This window comes from Streptomyces sp. F63 (assembly GCF_018070345.1).
Classification (GTDB): Bacteria; Actinomycetota; Actinomycetes; order Streptomycetales; family Streptomycetaceae; genus Streptomyces.
In genome coordinates this window covers 163,162-181,948 of the sequence record NZ_JAGPXX010000004.1, presented here as the reverse complement: position 1 = coordinate 181,948, position 18,787 = coordinate 163,162, and the positions used below count along the sequence as shown (strand labels likewise).

20 protein-coding genes and 6 tRNA genes are annotated in these 18,787 nt (G+C 74.4%); 17 read left to right on the top strand and 9 right to left on the bottom strand.

Translation table 11 applies throughout. From position 1 onward, the window contains the following. Window positions 1–135: 135 nt before the first annotated feature. Window positions 136–954 carry an RNA methyltransferase gene (locus tag KBZ10_RS06790; protein WP_210986579.1) on the top strand — a complete coding sequence of 273 codons (819 nt, stop codon included), beginning with the start codon at window positions 136–138 and terminating at the stop codon, window positions 952–954. 25 nt (window positions 955–979) lie between these two features. Here KBZ10_RS06790 and KBZ10_RS06785 read toward each other — a convergent pair whose 3' ends face one another. Then, the gene (locus KBZ10_RS06785) at window positions 980–2,317 is read right to left on the bottom strand and encodes a serine/threonine-protein kinase (protein ID WP_210986578.1); all 1,338 of its coding nucleotides are present in this window, start codon (window positions 2,315–2,317) and stop codon (window positions 980–982) included. A 205-nt stretch (window positions 2,318–2,522) separates the two neighbouring features. On the opposite strand from KBZ10_RS06785, the gene KBZ10_RS06780 reads away from it, so the two are divergent. The 4 genes from KBZ10_RS06780 to KBZ10_RS06765 all read left to right on the top strand — a co-directional run bounded on the left by KBZ10_RS06780 (window position 2,523) and on the right by KBZ10_RS06765 (window position 5,470). Next, window positions 2,523–2,762 (top strand): hypothetical protein, encoded by a 240-nt coding sequence (locus KBZ10_RS06780; protein ID WP_030542042.1) that lies wholly within the window; start codon window positions 2,523–2,525, stop codon window positions 2,760–2,762. Window positions 2,763–2,986: 224 nt separating this feature from the next. After that, window positions 2,987–3,220 carry a hypothetical protein gene (locus KBZ10_RS06775; RefSeq protein ID WP_210986577.1) on the top strand — a complete coding sequence of 78 codons (234 nt, stop codon included), beginning with the start codon at window positions 2,987–2,989 and terminating at the stop codon, window positions 3,218–3,220. Between the two features lie 777 nt (window positions 3,221–3,997). Beyond that, window positions 3,998–5,113, top strand: coding sequence for a phosphotransferase family protein (locus tag KBZ10_RS06770; RefSeq protein WP_210986576.1), 1,116 nt, complete (start codon window positions 3,998–4,000; stop codon window positions 5,111–5,113). Window positions 5,114–5,176: 63 nt separating this feature from the next. Next, window positions 5,177–5,470 (top strand): zf-TFIIB domain-containing protein, encoded by a 294-nt coding sequence (locus KBZ10_RS06765; RefSeq protein ID WP_210986575.1) that lies wholly within the window; start codon window positions 5,177–5,179, stop codon window positions 5,468–5,470. 135 nt (window positions 5,471–5,605) lie between these two features. On the opposite strand, the gene KBZ10_RS06760 is transcribed toward KBZ10_RS06765, so the two are convergent. From KBZ10_RS06760 to KBZ10_RS06740, 5 genes are all read right to left on the bottom strand, one after another. Beyond that, a tRNA-Val gene (locus tag KBZ10_RS06760) sits at window positions 5,606–5,677 on the bottom strand. Between the two features lie 11 nt (window positions 5,678–5,688). After that, a tRNA-Val gene (locus KBZ10_RS06755) sits at window positions 5,689–5,760 on the bottom strand. Between the two features lie 65 nt (window positions 5,761–5,825). Beyond that, window positions 5,826–5,900, bottom strand: a tRNA-Val gene (locus tag KBZ10_RS06750). 1 nt (window position 5,901) lies between these two features. Beyond that, window positions 5,902–5,972, bottom strand: a tRNA-Cys gene (locus tag KBZ10_RS06745). A 30-nt stretch (window positions 5,973–6,002) separates the two neighbouring features. Further along, a tRNA-Gly gene (locus tag KBZ10_RS06740) sits at window positions 6,003–6,075 on the bottom strand. A gap of 175 nt (window positions 6,076–6,250) precedes the next feature. On the opposite strand from KBZ10_RS06740, the gene KBZ10_RS06735 reads away from it, so the two are divergent. From KBZ10_RS06735 to KBZ10_RS06725, 3 genes are all read left to right on the top strand, one after another. After that, complete coding sequence (locus KBZ10_RS06735; protein ID WP_210986574.1) at window positions 6,251–7,360, top strand: chorismate-binding protein; 1,110 nt, start codon at window positions 6,251–6,253, stop codon at window positions 7,358–7,360. Next, the gene (locus KBZ10_RS06730) at window positions 7,357–8,181 is read left to right on the top strand and encodes an aminotransferase class IV (protein ID WP_210986573.1); all 825 of its coding nucleotides are present in this window, start codon (window positions 7,357–7,359) and stop codon (window positions 8,179–8,181) included. Before KBZ10_RS06735 ends, KBZ10_RS06730 begins: the two co-directional genes overlap by 4 nt. Window positions 8,182–8,601: 420 nt before the next feature. Beyond that, window positions 8,602–9,441 carry a GNAT family N-acetyltransferase gene (locus tag KBZ10_RS06725; RefSeq protein WP_210986572.1) on the top strand — a complete coding sequence of 280 codons (840 nt, stop codon included), beginning with the start codon at window positions 8,602–8,604 and terminating at the stop codon, window positions 9,439–9,441. A 271-nt stretch (window positions 9,442–9,712) separates the two neighbouring features. On the opposite strand, the gene KBZ10_RS06720 is transcribed toward KBZ10_RS06725, so the two are convergent. Next, on the bottom strand, window positions 9,713–10,237 hold the full coding sequence (locus KBZ10_RS06720) for a DsbA family protein (RefSeq protein ID WP_210986571.1): 525 nt from the start codon (window positions 10,235–10,237) through the stop codon (window positions 9,713–9,715). 210 nt (window positions 10,238–10,447) lie between these two features. On the opposite strand from KBZ10_RS06720, the gene KBZ10_RS06715 reads away from it, so the two are divergent. Continuing rightward, window positions 10,448–10,942, top strand: coding sequence for a hypothetical protein (locus KBZ10_RS06715; RefSeq protein WP_210986570.1), 495 nt, complete (start codon window positions 10,448–10,450; stop codon window positions 10,940–10,942). 127 nt (window positions 10,943–11,069) lie between these two features. Next, on the top strand, window positions 11,070–11,255 hold the full coding sequence (locus KBZ10_RS06710; protein ID WP_210986701.1) for a hypothetical protein: 186 nt from the start codon (window positions 11,070–11,072) through the stop codon (window positions 11,253–11,255). Between the two features lie 65 nt (window positions 11,256–11,320). Here KBZ10_RS06710 and KBZ10_RS06705 read toward each other — a convergent pair whose 3' ends face one another. Next, window positions 11,321–11,881 carry a CGNR zinc finger domain-containing protein gene (locus KBZ10_RS06705; RefSeq protein WP_210986569.1) on the bottom strand — a complete coding sequence of 187 codons (561 nt, stop codon included), beginning with the start codon at window positions 11,879–11,881 and terminating at the stop codon, window positions 11,321–11,323. A gap of 225 nt (window positions 11,882–12,106) precedes the next feature. Continuing rightward, a complete protein-coding gene (locus tag KBZ10_RS06700; protein ID WP_003959770.1) occupies window positions 12,107–12,520 on the bottom strand; it encodes an SsgA family sporulation/cell division regulator in 414 nt (137 codons plus the stop codon). A gap of 306 nt (window positions 12,521–12,826) precedes the next feature. On the opposite strand from KBZ10_RS06700, the gene KBZ10_RS06695 reads away from it, so the two are divergent. The 7 genes from KBZ10_RS06695 to KBZ10_RS06665 all read left to right on the top strand — a co-directional run bounded on the left by KBZ10_RS06695 (window position 12,827) and on the right by KBZ10_RS06665 (window position 18,762). Next, on the top strand, window positions 12,827–13,258 hold the full coding sequence (locus KBZ10_RS06695; RefSeq protein ID WP_210986568.1) for a TIGR02611 family protein: 432 nt from the start codon (window positions 12,827–12,829) through the stop codon (window positions 13,256–13,258). 135 nt (window positions 13,259–13,393) lie between these two features. Beyond that, window positions 13,394–13,468: transfer RNA gene (locus KBZ10_RS06690), tRNA-Val, on the top strand. A 204-nt stretch (window positions 13,469–13,672) separates the two neighbouring features. Continuing rightward, window positions 13,673–14,218: a hypothetical protein gene (locus KBZ10_RS06685; protein WP_210986567.1), complete on the top strand. Its 546-nt coding sequence runs from the start codon at window positions 13,673–13,675 to the stop codon at window positions 14,216–14,218. 330 nt (window positions 14,219–14,548) lie between these two features. Further along, window positions 14,549–15,556: a Stk1 family PASTA domain-containing Ser/Thr kinase gene (locus KBZ10_RS06680; protein WP_210986566.1), complete on the top strand. Its 1,008-nt coding sequence runs from the start codon at window positions 14,549–14,551 to the stop codon at window positions 15,554–15,556. 227 nt (window positions 15,557–15,783) lie between these two features. Further along, window positions 15,784–16,356, top strand: coding sequence for a dihydrofolate reductase family protein (locus tag KBZ10_RS06675; protein WP_210986565.1), 573 nt, complete (start codon window positions 15,784–15,786; stop codon window positions 16,354–16,356). A gap of 190 nt (window positions 16,357–16,546) precedes the next feature. After that, window positions 16,547–17,767, top strand: coding sequence for an RNA-guided endonuclease TnpB family protein (locus KBZ10_RS06670; RefSeq protein WP_210986700.1), 1,221 nt, complete (start codon window positions 16,547–16,549; stop codon window positions 17,765–17,767). Between the two features lie 533 nt (window positions 17,768–18,300). Continuing rightward, window positions 18,301–18,762, top strand: coding sequence for a peptidoglycan-binding protein (locus tag KBZ10_RS06665; RefSeq protein ID WP_210986564.1), 462 nt, complete (start codon window positions 18,301–18,303; stop codon window positions 18,760–18,762). Window positions 18,763–18,787: the final 25 nt, after the last annotated feature.

Here is an 18,787-nt window from a genome sequence, read left to right as displayed (position 1 = left end):
GCGAGCCGGGCCCCGCTCTCGCCCCTGGACGCAGTCAGCGCCCCGCGAACGGCGCCCCGCAGGCCGGGCCGCCCTCCCCCCGCCGCCCCGGCGGACGGGCCGCCGGCGCGAACCCCGACAAGGCGGTATCACCCCGTGGCTGAACCCATCACCGTCGACGACCCCGGCGATCCCCGGCTGCGCGACTACACCGACCTGACCGATGTCGAACTGCGCCGCCGCAGGGAGCCCGCCGAGGGCCTGTTCATCGCGGAGGGCGAGAAGGTGATCCGGCGGGCGCTCTCCGCCGGCTACCCGATGCGCTCCCTGCTGCTCTCCGCCAAGTGGGCCGGGACGATGCGCGACGTCATCGAGGCCGCGACCGCCCCGGTGTACGTGGTCGACCCCGGTCTCGCCGAACGCGTGACGGGCTATCACGTCCACCGCGGCGCCCTCGCCTCCCTGCACCGCACCCCGCTGCCCACGGCGGGCGAACTGCTGGCGGACGCCCGCCGGGTCGCCGTCATGGAGGCCGTCAACGACCACACCAACATCGGGGCGGTCTTCCGCAGCGCGGCGGCCCTCGGCATGGACGCCGTGCTGCTCTCCCCGGACTGCGCCGATCCGCTCTACCGGCGCTCGGTGAAGGTCTCCATGGGCGCCGTCTTCGCGGTGCCCTACGCGCGGCTGGACGCCTGGCCGCGCGGACTGGAGGCGGTGCGTGCCGCCGGGTTCGACCTGCTCGCGCTGACCCCCGACGAGCGGGCCGTGACCCTCGACGAGGCGGCACCGCACCGGCTGGAGCGGGTCGCGCTGATGCTGGGCGCGGAGGGCACCGGACTGTCCCGGCAGGCGCTCGCGGCCGCCGGGACATGGGTACGCATCCCCATGGCGCACGGGGTGGACTCGCTGAATGTGGGCGCCGCCGCCGCCGTGGCGTTCTACGCGGTGGCCGCCGGCCGGCCCGCCGGCTGACGGTTCGCCGGGACACCCGGCCCGCTCAGCCGGCCGTCCGCTCCGCCCCCGCCGCCCCCGCCGGGCCCCCGGCCGCCGGGCCGCGGTCCGCGCCGAACGGCGCCGCCGGCCCCGGCAGGCCCCGGGCCGGTCCCTCACAGCCCTGCGCCGCGGCGATGCCCAGCGCGACGAGCACCGTCACCGTGACGAACACCACCAGTCGCTGCCGCAGCAGCCGCCGGTCCGGCCCGGGCGCCAGCCGGCGCCCCGTACCGTTCGTCCGGGACGGGGGACGGCTGCCCGTACCGCGTCCCGTGCGCGAGGAGGGCACACGCGCGCCCGGCGCACGCCTGCCCGTCGGGCGCGCCCCCGAACGCCCGCCGCCGCGCGACGGGCCCGGGGCGGATCCGCGGGTCCGCGGGGGGCCCGGCGCCGCGCCCCCCGGTCCCCGTTCCGTGCGCTGCGGTGCCTGATCGGCGCCGGGCCGCTCCCCGGGCTGCCGCCCGCCGGGCCGGTCGGCCGCGAGCCGGGACGGCGCCGGCCGCGCGTCGGGCGGTGTCCCGTGCGTCTCCCGGGCGGCGATCTCCTTCAGCCGCAGGGAGAGCTGCAGGGTCGTCGGCCGCTCCTTGGGGTCCTTGGCCAGGCAGGCCCGGACCAGCGGCGCGAGCGCGTCGTGCACGCCGTGCAGCTGCGGCTCCTCGTGCACCACCCGGTAGAGCATGACCTCGGAACTGCCCTGCCCGAACGGCGAGTCGGCGGTCGCGCAGTAGGCGAGCGTGGCGCCCAGCGCGAAGACGTCGGTGGCGGGCGTGACCGCCGCGCCGCGCACCTGCTCGGGCGCCAGGAAGCCGGGGGAGCCGACCGCCGTCCCGACATGCGTCAGGGTGCTGGCACCGGTCGCCCAGGCGATGCCGAAGTCGATGATCCGCGGGCCCTTGGGCGAGAGCAGGATGTTCGACGGCTTGAGGTCGCGGTGCACGACCCCCGCCTCGTGGACGGCCAGCAGCCCTTCGGCGAGGGCCGCCCCGATCGCGGCGGTACGGGCCGCCGGCAGCGGGCCCTCCTCCACCACCTTGTCGTGCAGCGACGGCCCCGGGACGTACTGGGTGGCGAACCACGGGCGCTCCGCCTCCAGATCGGCCGCCACCAGCCGGGCCGTGCAGCCGCCGCGGATCCGGCGGGCCGCCGACACCTCGCGCGCGAAGCGGGACCGGAACTCCTGGTCCTCCGCCAGGTCCGGCCGGATCACCTTGAGCGCCACCCGCTGGCCGCGCTTGTCCGAGCCCAGGTACACCACGCCCATACCGCCGGCGCCCAGCCGCCGGTGGAGTCTGAACGAGCCGACGACACGCGGGTCCTCGCGCCGGAGCCGCATCATCGCCATGTTCAAATCCCCGCTGCCCGGTCGGTCTGACGAGGCACAGCTTACGGACCGCCGGGCCGGAGCGCGCAGAGGCCGCGCATGCGCCGCCCCGGGGAATTGTCAGTGCCGGGTGGGATCCTGAAGGAGTGGGGGAGCCGCGCGAACCGCGGTGCCCCGGCACGGATGCGGGGCCTCAACGGTCCGTCGCAGAAGGGGGTTTGATCCGGTGAAGGGTGACCGCGTGGAGATAGTCGTGGACGCGGGGGACACGACGCGGACGTACGAGATGACGGCCGGCCGGGCCGGCCGCAGGGTGGAGACGGCGGTGCGCCGGGGCGTGGTGGAGGTGAGTGAAGTCACCCGCAACGGCACGCCGGTGCGCACCGCCCGCTTCATGGCCAACCGGGTTCTCGCCCTGGTCGAGCACCCGGCCCCGAGGATCGACGAGTCGGAGCGGGGCGAGTGAGGGGGCGTCCCCTCCGGGAACACCCGCAGGACGGGCGGCGGATGTCCACCCACAGGAGTAGCCGGAGGGCCCGGCAGTCATCCTGCGGGAGGCCGGAAGTCGATACGACGGGCTGACGCCCCGGCCGGGCCGGCGCCCTACGGTTGAAGTCAAGCGGCGGGCGGACGCACTCGTCCCCCGAGGTCACACGCCCGCCGCTGCCGGACATGACAGGAGACGGGGCGATGGCGGGCACAGTCGGGCGAGCGGTGAGCCGGGCACACGGGCGCAGAGCGCTCGGTGCGGTGGGGGTCCTCCTCAGGACCCCCACCGCGGGCACCGCGGCCTCCGGCACTCGTCATCCGCTCGTCGCCGCGGCGATGGTGCTGCCCCTGGCGGTGCTCCTCACCGTGGTCTTCGGCGGCTGGGAGGCCGTCATGACACAGGCGTCGTCCGTGGCCGGACTGCTGGGGCGCTGACGGCGCACCGGACCCCGGGAGAGCGGCCCGGGACGGGGAACTCCGGCCGGCATCACCCCGTGGGGACGGGGGTACGGCGGACGGCACGAACGCCCGGACAGCGAGCGCTGTCCGGGCGTTGTGTTGTGCGGAGCCCGCGTGGCCGGGAGCGGCTGCCCCGGAGACGGCGCGGCCGCCGGGCCCGGCCGGGGACCCGGCCGCCGCCGGGGGAGAGGCCCGCCGCGTGGATGGCGGCCGCCGCCCCCACCGCCCGCGGCGAGGCCGCCCGGCACCCCCGTGCCCCGCAGCCGCCCGGGCTCCGGAGGGAGACGCCGATCGCTTTGTCGCACTGGTCCTCGGCGACGAGCCGGCGCACCCCGGCCTCGCGGCCGGACAGTCCCGGTAGCCGCCGCCCGGGTGGCCGGGCGCCCGGCGGCCGGCGGTGCGTCCGGGCCGCGGCCGCGCCGACGGACACGGCACCGGGGCGGCCGGGGATGTCCCGGTATGGGTGCGGGTGCCGGTGACGGCGTACCCCTGGACGCCGCCGGCGAGGGCGTTGCGGACGGCGCCGATGTCGCCGGCGGCGGAGAGGACGAGGCCGTCGGGCCGGCCGGCATGCCGGGCACCGGAAGGGGCGGGCCGCGTGCCCCGGCCGGTGGGGGCCGGAAGCGGAAGGCGCCGGGGAGCCGCCGCCGTCACGCGGGCCCGCGCGACGGAGTACGGTGCGCGCGGGGCGGCCCGGTACGGAACAGGGGCCGCGAGCACGCGGACCGCCACCGGGCCGCAAGGGGGAGAGGCATGACCGGGCCAGTCGTCGGCGAACTCGCCGCCATCGCCGCACGGGCCACGGCCGCTCCACCGGAAAGGGCCGTTCCGCGTCCGCGCAGCGGCAGCGCGTGCGGAACCGGCAGCTCCGGCGGCACGGGGACCACGAAGGACGCCGGGGCCACCGAGAACACCGGCGAGGCCGGCCGGCCCGTCGTCCTCGCCGACCGCCCCGACGGCACCGTGGTCCGGTACGGCCCCGTCGTCTGCAAGGCCCACCCCGCCGACAGCGACCGCTCGGCCCTGGCCGTGCGCCTCGGCATCGCGGCGCATCCCCTGCTCGGCGGTGTCCTCCTCGCCCCGCTGCCGCTCTCCGCGCCCCCGCCGGACCCCGGACGGCCGTCGGCCCCCGCCCCGGGCCCACCGGCCGCCCTCCTGACGCGGCTGCGCGACGGCCGCCCCGCCACCCTCTGGCCCCACGGCCGCCCGGTGTCGCCGGACGACCCCGGCGCCGCGCCCTGGGCGGAGGCCGCGGCCCTGCTCGCCCGGCTGCACGCGGTGCCGCCGCGCCCGCTCCCCGGCCCCGTACCGCCGCTGCGCGGCCCCGCCAAGGTCGCGAAGGCGCTGCTGCGGCTGCGGGACGTGCCGCCGTCCCCGGGGGCCGACGCCGTCCTGCGGGCGGCCGGGCTGCTGCCGTCCTGGGCGCGCGGGGAGGCGCCGGCGCCCGGCCGTGCCCTCTGCCACGGCGACTTCCATCTCGGTCAGCTCGTCCGGGGCCCCGCCCCCGGCGGCCCCTGGCTGCTGATCGACGTGGACGACCTGGGCCTCGGCCCGCCGGCCTGGGACCTCGCACGCCCCGCCGCCTGGTACGCCACGGGCCTGCTCGACCCGGAGGACTGGACCCGCTTCCTCGCCGCGTACCGCTCCGCGGCGGGCCCAGCCCTGCCCGCCGGAGGGGACCCCTGGCCGTATCTCGACGTGCCGGCCCGGGCGTTGACCGTCCAGTCGGCGGCCCAGGCACTGGCGAGGGCCGCGGCCGGGCGCCGGGCGCTCGACGAGCCGGAGCAGGCGCTGGTCGATGCCTGTGCCCGGATGGCCCGGGTTCCGGTGGAACCCCCGACCGTGGCCCCGGCGTCCGTCATAGGGTGAACACACTCATCGACGGGGGCGGCCCCGGCGGTGCCGACGGACGCGCGAGGAGCTGAGCCGATCATGCAGTGTCCCAAGTGCCATGCGCCGATGCACACGTACAACCGCAACGGTGTGCAGATCGAGCAGTGCAGCGGTTGCCGGGGGATCTTCCTCGACTACGGGGAGCTGGAGTCGCTGACCCGGCTGGAGTCGCAGTGGTCGCAGCAGGCTCCGCCGCCCGGTCCCGCCCCGCAGGGCTATCCGGCCGGTCCGGCCCCGGCCGCTCCCGCCTGGGGCGCCCAGCACCACGGGGGGCACGGCCACTACGGGCACCACCGCCACAAGAGCTTCGGCCGGATGCTCTTCTCCTCCTGAGCGTCCTCTTGGGCGCCCTCCCGAGCCCTCCGGAGGACGGCCCGCGGCGGCGCCCGTGGCGCGGAAACCGTCGCGCGGGAACGCGGAAACGGCCGGGGGCCGGAGCTTCTCGCTCCGGCCCCCGGCCGTTCGGTGTGGACGATACTGGGATTGAACCAGTGACCTCTTCCGTGTCAGGGAAGCGCTCTCCCGCTGAGCTAATCGTCCGCGTTGCGGCGTGCGCGATACTGGGATTGAACCAGTGACCTCTTCCGTGTCAGGGAAGCGCTCTCCCGCTGAGCTAATCGCGCGGGGTGGCCCGGCACCGTCCGCGGACGGCGGCCGAGCCGCAGGTGGTGCGAGGTCCCGAGGGACCTGGTGGACGATACTGGGATTGAACCAGTGACCTCTTCCGTGTCAGGGAAGCGCTCTCCCGCTGAGCTAATCGTCCGAGGTGGAGACGGGATTTGAACCCGTGTAGACGGCTTTGCAGGCCGTTGCCTCGCCTCTCGGCCACTCCACCAGGCAGGGACCAGGGACGATCCCCACTTCGAGCGGACGACGAGATTCGAACTCGCGACCCTCACCTTGGCAAGGTGATGCTCTACCAACTGAGCCACGTCCGCACGGTTTCCCCGGATCGCTCCGGGTGCCACCCTGTCCCCGGTCCGCTTGCGCGTCCCGGCGACGTGTCGAACTCTAGCGGATTCCCGGGCCAGCTCAAATTCCGTTTGCCCAGCGTGCTGCGCCCATCACCGACGGGGGAGGGGCGGGCGGCCCGCGGGCCATAGAATCGCACCCGTGTCCGACCTCGTCCCTCTGGCCCGCTTCGGCGGACTCGTCGCCGCTGACCTGCGCGACGTCACCAGCGACCCCGCGGCCCTGGACTCCAGCGGCTTCTGGGCCGTGGTGGCCGGCTTCGAGGGGCGGCTGGTCTGCGCCCGCTTCGGCGACGTGCGGCCCGCGCGCCCCCCGGCGCCCGCTCCGGGAGCCTGGCGCGGCCCCGCGCCCGGGGAGTGGACCTCCTCCCTGGACCGGGACGGCTATCTCGCCGGCGTCCACCGGATCCGGCAGCACATCGCCGCGGGCGACGTCTACCAGGCCAATCTCTGCCGGGTGCTCTCCGCTCCGCTGCCCGACCCCGCCACGGCCGACATCGACGCCCTGACGGCCCTGCTGGCCCGCGGCAACCCCGCCCCGTACGCCGGCACCGTCCGGCTGCCCGCGCACGGTGTGGAGATCGCCACCGCCTCGCCCGAGCTCTTCCTGCGCCGGAACGGCCGCACCGTGGAGTCGGGGCCGATCAAGGGCACCGGCCGCACCGCCGCCGACCTGCTGGAGAAGGACCACGCCGAGAACGTCATGATCGTGGACCTGGTCCGCAACGACCTCGGCCGGGTCTGCGCCACCGGTTCGGTGACCGTGCCCGCGCTGTGCGCCGTCGAGGCGCACCCGGGCCTGGTGCACCTGGTCTCCACGGTGTGCGGCGAACTGGCCGACGGCGCGGGCTGGCCCGAACTCCTCGACGGCACCTTCCCGCCGGGCTCCGTCACCGGGGCGCCCAAGTCCAGCGCGCTGCGGATCATCGAGGCCCTGGAGACCGCGCCCCGCGGCCCGTACTGCGGGGGCATCGGCTGGGTCGACGCGGACCGCGGCACCGGCGAACTCGCCGTCGGCATCCGCACCTTCTGGATCGACCGGGAGGCCCCCGGCGGCCCACTGCTGCGCTTCGGCACCGGCGCGGGCATCACCTGGGGCTCCGACCCCGCGCGCGAGTGGGCCGAGACCGAACTCAAGGCGTCCCGGCTGCTCGCGATAGCGTCGGAGGGACCGGGGCAACCGGAGAAGGCGGGGCAGCCGCAGGCCGCGGAGCACACCGCGGCCCGGGGAACGCGAGGAGAGACACCGTGAAGATCTGGCTGGGCGGGAAACTGCGGGACGCGGACGACGCGCACGTCTCCGTGCTCGACCACGGACTCACCGTCGGCGACGGTGTGTTCGAGACCCTCAAGGCCCAGAACGGCCGGGCCTTCGCCGTCAGCCGGCACCTCGACCGGCTGGCCCTCTCCGCCCGCGGCCTCGGCCTGCCGGAGCCCGACCGCGACGAGATCCGGCACGCCTGCGAGGCCGTGCTGGCCGCCAACCCGCTGCCCTACGGCCGGCTGCGCATCACCTACACCGGCGGGCTCTCCCCGCTCGGCTCCGACCGCGGCACCGCCCGGCCGACGCTGGTCGTCGCCCTCGGCGAGGCCAGTCCCGCGCCGGACAGCACGGCCGTGATCACCGTGGACTGGGTCCGCAACGAGCGCGGCGCCCTCACCGGCCTCAAGACCACCTCGTACGCGGAGAACGTCCTGGCGCTGGCCCGCGCCCGCGAACAGGGCGCATCGGAGGCCCTGTTCGCCAACACCGTGGGGCAGCTCTGCGAGGGCACCGGCTCCAACGTCTTCGTCGTCCTCGACGGCGTCCCGCACACCCCGCCGCTCACCTCCGGCTGCCTCGCCGGGATCACCCGCGCGCTGACCGCCGAGTGGACCGGCGCGCGGGAGACCGAGCTGCCCATGGACGTCCTGGACCGGGCCGAGGAGATCTTCCTGACCTCCACGCTGCGCGACGTCCAGGCCGTGCACCGGGTCGGCGACCGGATGCTGCCGGGCGCCCCGGGGCCGGTCACGGCCAAGGCGATGCGGGTCTTCGCGGAACGCTCGGCGGCCGACCCGGACCCGGCCTGACCCGGACCCGGCCTGCCCCGGACCCGGCCTGACCCGGACCCGGACCCGGCCCGACTGACCGGGTCCGGACTCACTCCGGCCGGGCGTGGGTCCACCACACCCGCGCTCGTCCCGCCCCGGTTCCGGCTCGGCCGCACCCGGCCCGGCCCCGTCCGGCCTCCGCTCCGCCCGGGCCCGGCGGAGTCCGGCCGGGACCCGGCGTCGTTCCCGCCCGGCTTCGGCCCGGCCCGGTTCCGGTCTCGCCGCGCCCGGGCGTGGTCCGACCACATCCGCGCTCGGCCCGCCCCGGCCGGACAGGACGCGGCGCCGCTCCCGCCCGGCCCCGTCCCGGGCCCGCCAGGGCTCTGTGGCGGGTCCGGGGGAGAACTCCGCTCCGCACGACGGGTGACGCCGGGCCTCCGCGCCGGGTACAACGTCGTGATGACGACAACGCTGCGGCCCACCGGGCCGGAACGGCGCGACCGCGACGGCTCGCGGGCCCGCGGCTACGAGGTCTGCGTCAACAGCCGCCCCGTGGGCACCGTCGGCCTCAGCGCGGACGCCCGCTCCGGCCCCGCCGTGGGCCGTATCGAAGGGCTGCGGATCGCCGTGCCCGACCGGCGGCGCGGGCGCGGCACCGTGGCCGCCCTGGCCGCCGAGGAAGTGCTGCGCGGCTGGGGCTGCGCCCGGGTGGAGATCGCCGTGCCGGAGGCGTCGGGCGCGGCGCTGCGCATGGCGGAGGCGCTGGGCTACACGGAGTTCGCCCGGAATCTGCGCAAGCGGGTCCCCGCGGATCCGCCGCCTCTCCCGCCGGGAAGCGAGATCCGCCCCATGAACGCCACCGAGTTCACGGCCTGGCAGCGGCAGTCCGAGGAGGGCTACGCGCGCTTCTGGACCGGGCGCGGCATTCCGGCGGAACAGGCCCGCGCCACGGCCCGGGCGGACCACGCGCGGCTGCTCCCGGACGGGGTCCGCACCTCCGGAACCCGGCTGCGGATCCTCTCCCACGAGGGCACGGACACCGGCGTGCTCTGGCTCGCGCTGGGCGAGCGCGCCCCGGAGGGCGTCGACGCCCACGTCTACGAGGTCGAGGTGGCGGAGGAGTCCCGGGGACGCGGCCACGGCCGGTCGCTGATGCTCGTGGCCGAGCACGAGTGCCGGGCGGCCGGCGCGGAGACCCTCGGCCTGCGCGTCTTCACGGACAACACCCCGGCCGTGCGCCTCTACGCCTCCCTCGGCTACGCGACGGCCCTCCACATCCTCGCCAAGCCCCTGCTCTGACCCGGCCCGCCCCGGCCCCGGCGCCCCCCCCCGGGGAGCGCGGCGGACCGTACGGCCGGGAGCCGCCGGCGCGCGCGGTGACGGGCCTGCGGCGCCGTTCTGCCCGCACGACCCGTGGGGGTGGGGTGGGCCCCGTCGTACCCGTGCGTCCGCCCTGTTCCGGAGCGCCGGCGGACCGGGCCCGCCGGCGGCCCGGATCATCCCGGGGAGAGGGGAGCGACGACGCCCGGGACGCACCGGCCGGTCGGGAGACCGGGCCCGGCCCGGGCGGTCAGGGGGCGTCCGTGCCCGCCGCGAGCAGCCGGTCCGCGATCTCCTCGATGCGCTCCCGCAGCCCTTCCTGGCTCCGGCTGCCGTCCAGCCGCTCACCGCCGATCACATACGTCGGTGTGCCGGTCACCCCGATCGCCCTGCCCTCCGCCTGGTCGGCGTCCACGATCAGTGTGTGCCGGCCGTCGACCAGCGCGGTGTCCATCTCCTCGGCGTCCAGGCCGAGTTCGCGGGCGACCTCCACCAGCAGGGGCTCACCGCGCCGCCCCAGCTCCTCGGCACGCTCCAGAACCGCTTCGGCGTAGCGCTGGCCGTCACCCTGCGCGGCGGCCTCCTCGGCGGCCTGGGCCGCGGCGTGGGAGTGCCGGTGCTTGTCCAGCGGGAAGTGGCGCAGCCGGGTCTCGAGGGCGTCGCCGTAGCGGGCGCGCAGGACGCGGAGGTCCGCCAGGGCGGTGCGGCAGTCGGGGCACTGCAACTCGCACCAGACGTCGAGGACGACGGTACGGCCGGTGGTGGTGTCACTCATGGTGCCAGTCTTCCAGCCCGCCCGGACGGCCACGACCGGCACCTGAGGAGGACGCCACCCGGGAAAGTCCCCGACTCCGGTCCGCCGGCATGGCCGCGCCGGCCCGACCGGGTGCAGGATGGGGAAGGAACCACGAGAACCACGGAACGAACGGACGAACGTGCGGGGGATGGGAGTGGCAATGTCCGCGATCGCCGGTGGGGGGCCGCCATGCTGACCACGACCGTCTGCGTCGCACTGTCCGCGGCGGGCCTGGCCGTCGCCCTGCTGACGGCCTACCGGAGGCGCTTCCTGGCCGCGACCCGGATCGCCGCCCTGGCGCTGATCCCGGTCGGCCTGGCGATGGCCGGTCTGGCCGACCTGGCCGGGGACATCGCGGCTGCCACGGCGGACTGGGCCGCCGGTCTGGTACTGAAGCCGTCCGTCTGGGCCGGTTTCGCGGTCCTGGCGGTGTCCGCGGTGCTGCTCGTCGTCACCCGGATCGTGGGCAGACGCCGTGGTCCGTCCCGTAGGGAGCGCCGGGCGGCCCCCGCGGGGGAGCGGCGTGGGGCGGTGGCGCCGGGTGCGCCGGCGCCGGCCCTGGAGACGGGACGGGCGCCGGGCCGGGTGGAGCCGTCCGGCAGGAGCGGCGAGCGGGGCGGCGGGGACACCGGGCTGGAGGACTTCGAGGACATCGAGGCGATCCTCAAGAAGCACGGAATCTAGAAAGTAAACCCGAGAACATTTGAACTCCGGGTGAATTCCGGCGTCTTGGCGGTGTGCGCGACCACGGGTGCGTCATCATCTGCCCGAGATGAAAGACGACCTTGCCCTTCGGGCCACCGAACCACCCCTGACCTGCGCAGAGCCGAGCCCCCGGAGCCCCGTTCCGGTCGCCGTCGAGCCCGCGGCGCCCCCCGAGAGCCGCGGCTGTCTCTATGCGCTGTCACAGCCGCCGCTCATGCTCTTCCTCACGGTGATCGGCTCCCTGCTGCTTTTCGGCGCCGTCTACGACCTCTTCGGCCTCCACCGGTGGTGAGGCGCCCCGGTGTGTCCGCCCCCGGCGTCCGCCCCGCGCCCCGCCGCCCGGACGGGCCCCGGGGCTCACTGCTCCGCGGCCTCCCGGCGCCGGGCCCGGTACGCGGCCACATGCAGCCGGTTGCCGCAGGTGCGGCTGTCGCAGTAGCGCCGCGAACGGTTCCGGGAGAGATCGACGAAGGCCCGGCGGCAGTCCGGGGCCTCGCAGCGCCGCAGCCGCTCCCGTTCCCCGGCCACGACGAGGAAGGCCAGGGCCATGCCCCCGTCGGCGGCGAGATGGTCCGCTATCGAGGAGCCCGGCGCGAAGTAGTGGATGTGCCAGTCGTAGCCGTCGTGGTCGGTCAGCCGGGGCGTGGTGCCGGCGGCCGCCACCATGGCGTTGAGCAGCCGCGCGGCCTCCGCGGTGCCGCCGGCGGCGAAGACCTCGGCGAAGCGGGCGCGGACGCCCCGTACCGCGGCGAGGTCCTCCTCCCCGAGGGTGCCCACGTCGCTGATGGCGTGGCGGCGGACGAAGCGGTGGAGGTCCGCGAGGTCCTGGAGGGCGTCGGGCTCGTCGCCCTCCCCCGAGGTGTTCACGAGATCGATGACGCTGTCGAGCGCGCACCGGGTGTCGTGGTTGATCAGCACGGATCGCTCCCTGGCCGGTGGTCGGCGGCTTCCTCTTCGGATGCCGGCCGACTCTAGCGGCTCGCCGGGCGCGACGGCGCCCTCCACCGCGGAGCCACCGTGGTGGAGGGCGCCGTCCCCTTCGGTCCTGTGCTGGTCCGGGCCCGAGCCGTCGCCCCGAGTCGGACGGCTGCGAGCGGTGAGCGGTTGCGTTGCTGCGGGTGGCTGACCCGCGTTCCTGCCTCCTCAGCTCTCCGCGAGAATGTGGGAGAGTTCGGTGTCGAGGTCGAAGTGCCGGTGTTCGGTGCCGGGCGGCACCGCGGCGTCCGTCCGCTTGAGGAAGGATTCCAGCGCCCGCGCCGGGGCTTCGAGCAGTGCCTCGCCCTCCGGTGAGCTGAGAGCGATGCAGACGACCCCCTGTCCGTGGCTGCGGGACGGCCACACCCGGACGTCGCCGGTGCCGGTGGGCCGGTGCAGCCCCTCGGCGAGGAGGTCGCGGGCGAACACCCACTCGACGGTCTCCTCGGCTCCGGTGTGGAAGGTGGCGTGCACGGCGTAGGGATCGGCCGTGTCATACCGCAGGCCCGCCGGGACGGGCAGGGAGGATTCGCTCGACACAACGAGGCGCAGGTGCAGCTCGCAGCTGACCGTGGTGTTCATAAGCGCCATGGCCTTTCGCTCAGTGTGCGCTCGGGGATTCGCACGTCGGCGAAATCGACATGCCACCGAGAGTCCGGTTGTAAACCCCTCTGACCCTTTTACGGGCCTTTGCGTAACCCGTATGGAGGAGTCTTCGGTCATACTCGCGAGCGTTCCGGCCATCCCGGGGTGTCCGGTAGGTTGGCGCTCATGGATGCGGAGAGTGACGGGCGCCGGGGGGCCGCCGCTCCGGCGCCGGCCGGCGGGCCGGCGGGCGCCGCGGCCGCCGAGGTGCGGAGCGGGGCCCGGAGTGCGACGGTGGTCGGGATGAGGACGGAGTCCGGGCCGGAGGCGGAAGTGGGGTCTGATCCGGTGGATGAGGACGAGCCGCGGCTCGGCTCGCGGGCTCCGCGCTTCATCCGGGCCTCCCGGCCGCTCCATCTGAGCTGGCAGGTCGGGGTGTTCCTGGTGGGCCTCGCGGTCGTGGCCGCGGGAGCCGCCATGCTCGTGCTGCCCGGGCCCGGCTGGGTGGTGATATTCGCCGGTATGGCGATCTGGGCGACCGAGTTCGTCTGGGCCCAGCTGGTGCTGCGCTGGACGAAGCGCAAGGTCAAGGAGGCCGCCAAGAAGGCGCTCGACCCCGGGGTGCGGCGGCGGAACATCATCCTCACCGTCGTCGGCGGTGTGATCGCCGCGATCGGCTGCGGCTACTACGTCTGGGAGTTCGGCTTCCAGCTGCCGTGGAGCGTGGGCTCCTGAGGGCCGGGCCGGGCCGCCGTCGCCGCCCGGGCCCGGGGCCGGCCCCGGGCCCCGCGCCGGTACCGGTGGGACGGCCCCCCGGGCGGCGACGGTCCGGAGCAGGTGCTGACATGCGGTAATGTGGGGCCCGCGCCCGGGCGATTAGCTCAGCGGGAGAGCGCTTCGTTCACACCGAAGAGGTCACTGGTTCGAACCCAGTATCGCCCACCACCGGCCGCGGGCCGGGAGACGGACAGTCTCCCGGCCCGCGGCCTTTCGCGTGGGTGCGGGCCGCCCCGGGGCGCGGTCCCTCTGCTCGGTCCCGCGGCGCGGGTTCACCGGCCGCGGCAGATTGGCCGGTATGCCGGGCAACACTGCGCGGGAGTCACCCGTCTCACTGTATGCAGAGGTACAGCGAACTACTGGGGGGTAGTCATGCGACGACTGAGCAGCACGCTGGCCGTGCTGATCCTGGCGGTCGCCGGTCTGGCGGCCGCCACGGCACCGGCCGCCGGCGCGGCGCCGGCAGCGGCCGAGGAATGCGCCGTGACCTGGGGGAGCACGGTCAAGGCCAGGTGGGACTCCGACTACAAGCCGCTGGTGGGCATCAGGAGCGGACGGCACGACTGCTACGACCGTCTGGTCTTCGATGTCGACGGTACGGCGGCCGACGAGATCGGCTACTACGTCCACTACGTCAGCCAACTGCGCCAGGACGGATCGGGTGATCTGGTTCCGGTCAAGGGCGGCGCGATCCTGGAGGTCGTGGCGTTCGCGCCCGCCTACGACCCGGAGACGATGGAGCCGACCCTGCCGGAGACCGAGGTGAACGTCGACGGATACCGGACCTTCCGGGACGTCGTGGTCGCCGGCAGCTTCGAGGGCCAGACCCAGGTGGGACTGGGCGTCCGCGCCCGGCTGCCGTTCCGGGTCTTCCGGACGGCCAACCACCTGGTGGTCGACGTGGCGCACACCTGGTGAACCGGAGCCCGGTCCCGCCGCCACCGGGATACCCGGGCGGCGGGACCGGGCGCGCGGGGGGGGGGCACGGGCACCGCCCGGCCCCCGGCGCGGCCGCTTGCCCGCGCGGCGGCTGGGGGGTTGGCGTCGGCCCGCTGTCCGCCGCCGTGAACGGCCTCGCGCGCCGGTGGGCCGGCGGGCGCTTTCGCGGGCCGCCGCGCTGCTTCTCGCCCTGCGGCGGCAGGCGAAGGTTTGTTGACTTCACGCATATTGCCTCTTGACTGTGTCAACAGAGCTAAGCTGCACCGAAGTTCACTACAGCTGTGTTGAGGCATCAGGGGGGCATGCGTCATGACGGACCTTCACACCGGGCGGAACGCGACGCGCGAGGAGCGGGACCGCCAACTGCCTGGGGAAAGCCGCTTCTCGGAGCAGGCGCGGCACATAGCCGGCCGTGCCGCGAGCCGCGGGAGATCCGCCGCCCTCGGCGTACTGGCCGTCGCCCTGCTCGGGGCCTGCTCCGGGGGAGACCCCCGGGCCGAACCCCGGGAAACGGTCACCGCGACGGTCACCACCACCGTGACGGCCGAGCCGGAGCGGATGCCGTCCCAGAAGGGGACGGCGCTCGGGGATGCGCGGAAGGCGGCCGAGGCCGCCGGCTACACCGCGTCCGCGCACAACGCCAACAAGGGCGACGCCGAGCCGTCCGGGAGCTGGAAGGTCTGTTTCGAGGACATCGGCTACGGCACGGTCGACTACGGAGCGGTGGCGGAAGGCGCCCTCTGCCCGAAGAAGGACGGCGGCCCGCTGACGTGGCCCCAGGCCCCCGACGTCACGGGCACGGTCTACGCCAAGGCCGTCACAGCGCTCACCAAGGCCGGGTTGAGCGAGGACGACATCAGTGTCGACTCGGCCTACAAGGACGTCACCGTCGCCTCCTCCGACGCGGAGAGCGACCCGGACGGCTACAAGGTCTGCTTCCAGTCGCTCAAGGCGGGCAGCGACGTCAAGCCCGGCACCAAGGCCAAACTGAGTCTCGTCGAGGGCGGTTCCTGCCCGTCCTCGAAGGGCGCCTACAAGGACCGGGAGAACGACCCCGACCACACCCCGCCGGCCCCCGCCCGCGACAGCGGCACCGGCAGCTCGTCCGGCGGCGGCTCCGGCGGCGGTTCCGGGGGCTCCGGCACCGACGCCGGGCAGTGGAACGGCCAGTGCGAACTGACGTCCCCCGCGGGCAACTGCTACCGCGCCGGGCAGTTCTGCGCCAACCAGCACGTCGGCAGGCAGACGCACGACGCGGGCGGGCGGATCATCTACTGCAAGGAGCGCGCCGACGGGCAGCGCTGGAACTACTCGTAGCCGGTCGCGGCCCTGGCGCACGGACGGCAGCCCGCGCCCCCCGGGGCCCCTCGCCGGGACCCGGGGCGCCCGGTCCGCGAAAAGGTGGCGGCGGCCGATGAGTTTTCCCGCGACCGGCAGTCGGAAGACATGGTTGGCGTGCCGCGGCCGCACGTACGGCGGAGACCGCGCCGGCCGCGTCCGCCGACAGCGAACCCGCCCGATCCGAGACACACCGAGGAACTGAGATGCGCACCCTGATCAGCACGGCCTTCATGTCACTCGACGGCGTCGTGGAGGCCCCCGGCGGCGAGCCCGGGTACCGGAACGCCGGGTGGACCTTCAAGGATGTCGAGTTCCTCCCCGAGGCGTACGACATCAAGGGCCGTGAGCAGGAGGAAGCCACCGCGATGCTGCTGGGCCGGATCAGCTACCAGGCGTTCAGCCCGGTGTGGCCCGGCATGGAGGACTTCGCCGACTACAAGGGGATGCCGAAGTACGTCGTGTCCACCACCCTCGGCGAGGACGACCTGGTGACGAACTGGGGCGAGACGACGATCCTGCGCTCGCTCGGCGAGGTCGCCGCGCTGAAGGAGACCGAAGGCGGCCCGATCATCGTCCACGGCAGCGCCTCCCTGAACCGGGCCCTCTCGGACGCCGGCCTCATCGACCGCTACCACCTGCTCGTCTTCCCGCTCCTGCTCGGCGCGGGCAAGCGGCTCTTCAGCACCACGGACAAGGACGCGCAGCGGCTGAAGCTGGTCGAGCACGCCGTCTACGCCAACGGCCTGCAGCTCAACGTGTTCGACGTCGTCCGCTGACGGGGCTTCCGGGCTCGCCCGGGGGCCGCCATCAGACCTTCTTTCGAGGGGACCACCGGCTTCAGCCGGTGGGGGAATCGAATCCTTGGGCCGGAGCCGCGCAGCGGCGGAGCACGCTGCGTTGTCAGTGGGGGTCGGTAGCGTGCACACATCGGCGTTGGTCAGGGGAAACGGGGGAGGCCGGGTGGGTGTGAGGCGGGCGTACAAGTTTCTGCTGCGTCCCACGGTCCGGCAGGAGCGGGCGCTGGCGGAGATGCTGCGGGATCACTGCTCCCTGTACAACGGTGCGTTGCAGGAGCGTCGTGATGCCTACCGGCACAGTTCCCGGACGTCGGTGCGGTATGGGGATCAGTCGGCGCAGTTGAGGGAGATCCGGGCGTTCGATCCGGAGCGTCAGGGCCGGTGGTCCTTCTCCAGCCAGCAGGCGACCCTGCGCCGTCTGGACCGGGCCTTCCAGGCCTTCTTCCGGCGGGTGAAGGCCGGTGGCACCCCCGGATACCCGCGCTTCAAAGGGGTCGGGCACTTCGACACCGTGACGTTCCCGAGGGACGGGGACGGCTGCCGGTGGGATTCCACTCCCCACGACGCGCAGACGCGGGTCCGGCTGCAGGGTGTCGGGCATGTCCGCGTCCACCGGCACCGGAGCGTGAAGGGCCGGGCGAAGACGGTGAGCGTGAAGCGGGAGGGGCGTCACTGGTATGTGATCCTGGCCTGTGACGAGGCGCCCGCCGAGCCGCTGCCCCCCACGGGCAGCAGGGTGGGTATCGACCTGGGCACGGTCCACTTCCTCACCGACTCCAGCGGCCGCCACGTCGCCAACCCCGGGTTCCTGCAGGCCTCGGCCGGGGAGCTGGCCGCAGCGCAGCGGCACCTGGCGACGTTTCCCAAGCGCACGCGGCGTCGTACGAAGAAGCATCGTGCTGCGGCCCGCAAGGTCGCCCGGCTGCACGCGAAGATCCGGCGCCGGCGTCTGGATCACCACCACAAGGCCGCCCTCGCTCTCGTGCGCGAGCATGATGTGATCGGGCACGAGCGGCTGAACACCGCGGGCATGACGAGGGCGCCCGCACCCCGGCCCGACCCCGACCGCGATGCTGCGTTCCTGGCGAACGGCGCGGCGGCGAAGGCTGGGCTGAACCGCAGTATTCTCGATGCGGGTTGGGGGCAGTTCCTGCGGATCCTGGCGGACAAGGCTGAAAGCGCCGGCCGCCGTGTGATCCCGGTGGACGCCCGCAACACGTCCCGCACCTGCCCACCCGGCATCGGCGGGTGCGGGCACGTGGCGAAGGAGAACCGCGTCACCCAGGCGAAGTTCACGTGCGTCAACTGCGGCCTGGTCGCGAACGCCGACCACGTCGGCGCGCTGAACGTCCTGCACAGGGCCGGGCTGGTCCTCTGCGCCGGTGCCTAGCCACCGACACAGGAAGCCCGCGACATCAGTCGTGGGTGGAGTCACGAATGGGAATTCGTTATTCCGGGCCGCTCCGTGACCGAATGGCTGAGTCAGGGGTGGCGGGGTGTCCGCGATGGCGCGTGCGATCTTGTGGATTTCGGACATTCGGTGGAGGCCGGGTGCTGTCGCCGGCGCATGCCGGCGGGGAATTCGCCGGTGTGACGGCGGAGGCCATCCACCAGGGGAGTCCCTGGTCGGGGCCGCTCTGAATATCGCATTCCGTGGTAAGTGGAATTGTTCGCCGGTCGGCTCGATCCGGATCAATGGGAATCTCGTATCGGACAGTTGACACGGCAGTCCTGGCGGGGTGCGGAAGAAGCGGTAGTTTTTCCCCGCAGCGCGGCGACGCGGGGGTTCCCAATGACCCGGGGAACCTTTCGCGTGTCGCGGCCAAGAGCGACCAAGAGGGGGACACCGGTACGACGCGGCCGAGGACGTGGGCCCGTGCGCCGTGCCGGATGGAACCCGCCCAACGAATGGGGGAACACCACATGCGTGCTCTCGCAAGAACACTCGTCAGCCTCACCGCCGTCGCCGGGCTCGCCGCCGGCAGCCTGGCGGGTGCGGGCGCCGCCTTCGCGGCACCGGACTCGTCCGTGCAGCAGGTGGCGCCCGCCGAGGCCGCCGCGCCGCTCGCGGTGGTCAACCTCGGCCTGAACACCACGCAGGCCAAGGGTGTCCAGCGCTGGCTGCGGGCGTACTGGGGGTACACCGACTCGATCGACGGGCAGCTGGGGCCCAACAGCTGGAAGGCTTTCCAGCGTCACCTCAAGGCCCACCACGGCTACACCGGCCCGATCGACGGCATCGTCGGAAGCGGCACCATCAAGGCGCTGCAGCGCTTCCTGAAGAACAACGGCTGGGGCTACACCGGTGCCATCGACGGAATCGCCGGCCCGGGGACCAAGGCGGCGTTCAAGAACTTCGCCAACTGGTGCGTGAACAACTTCTGAAGCCGGGCCCGGCCCCCCGCTTGCG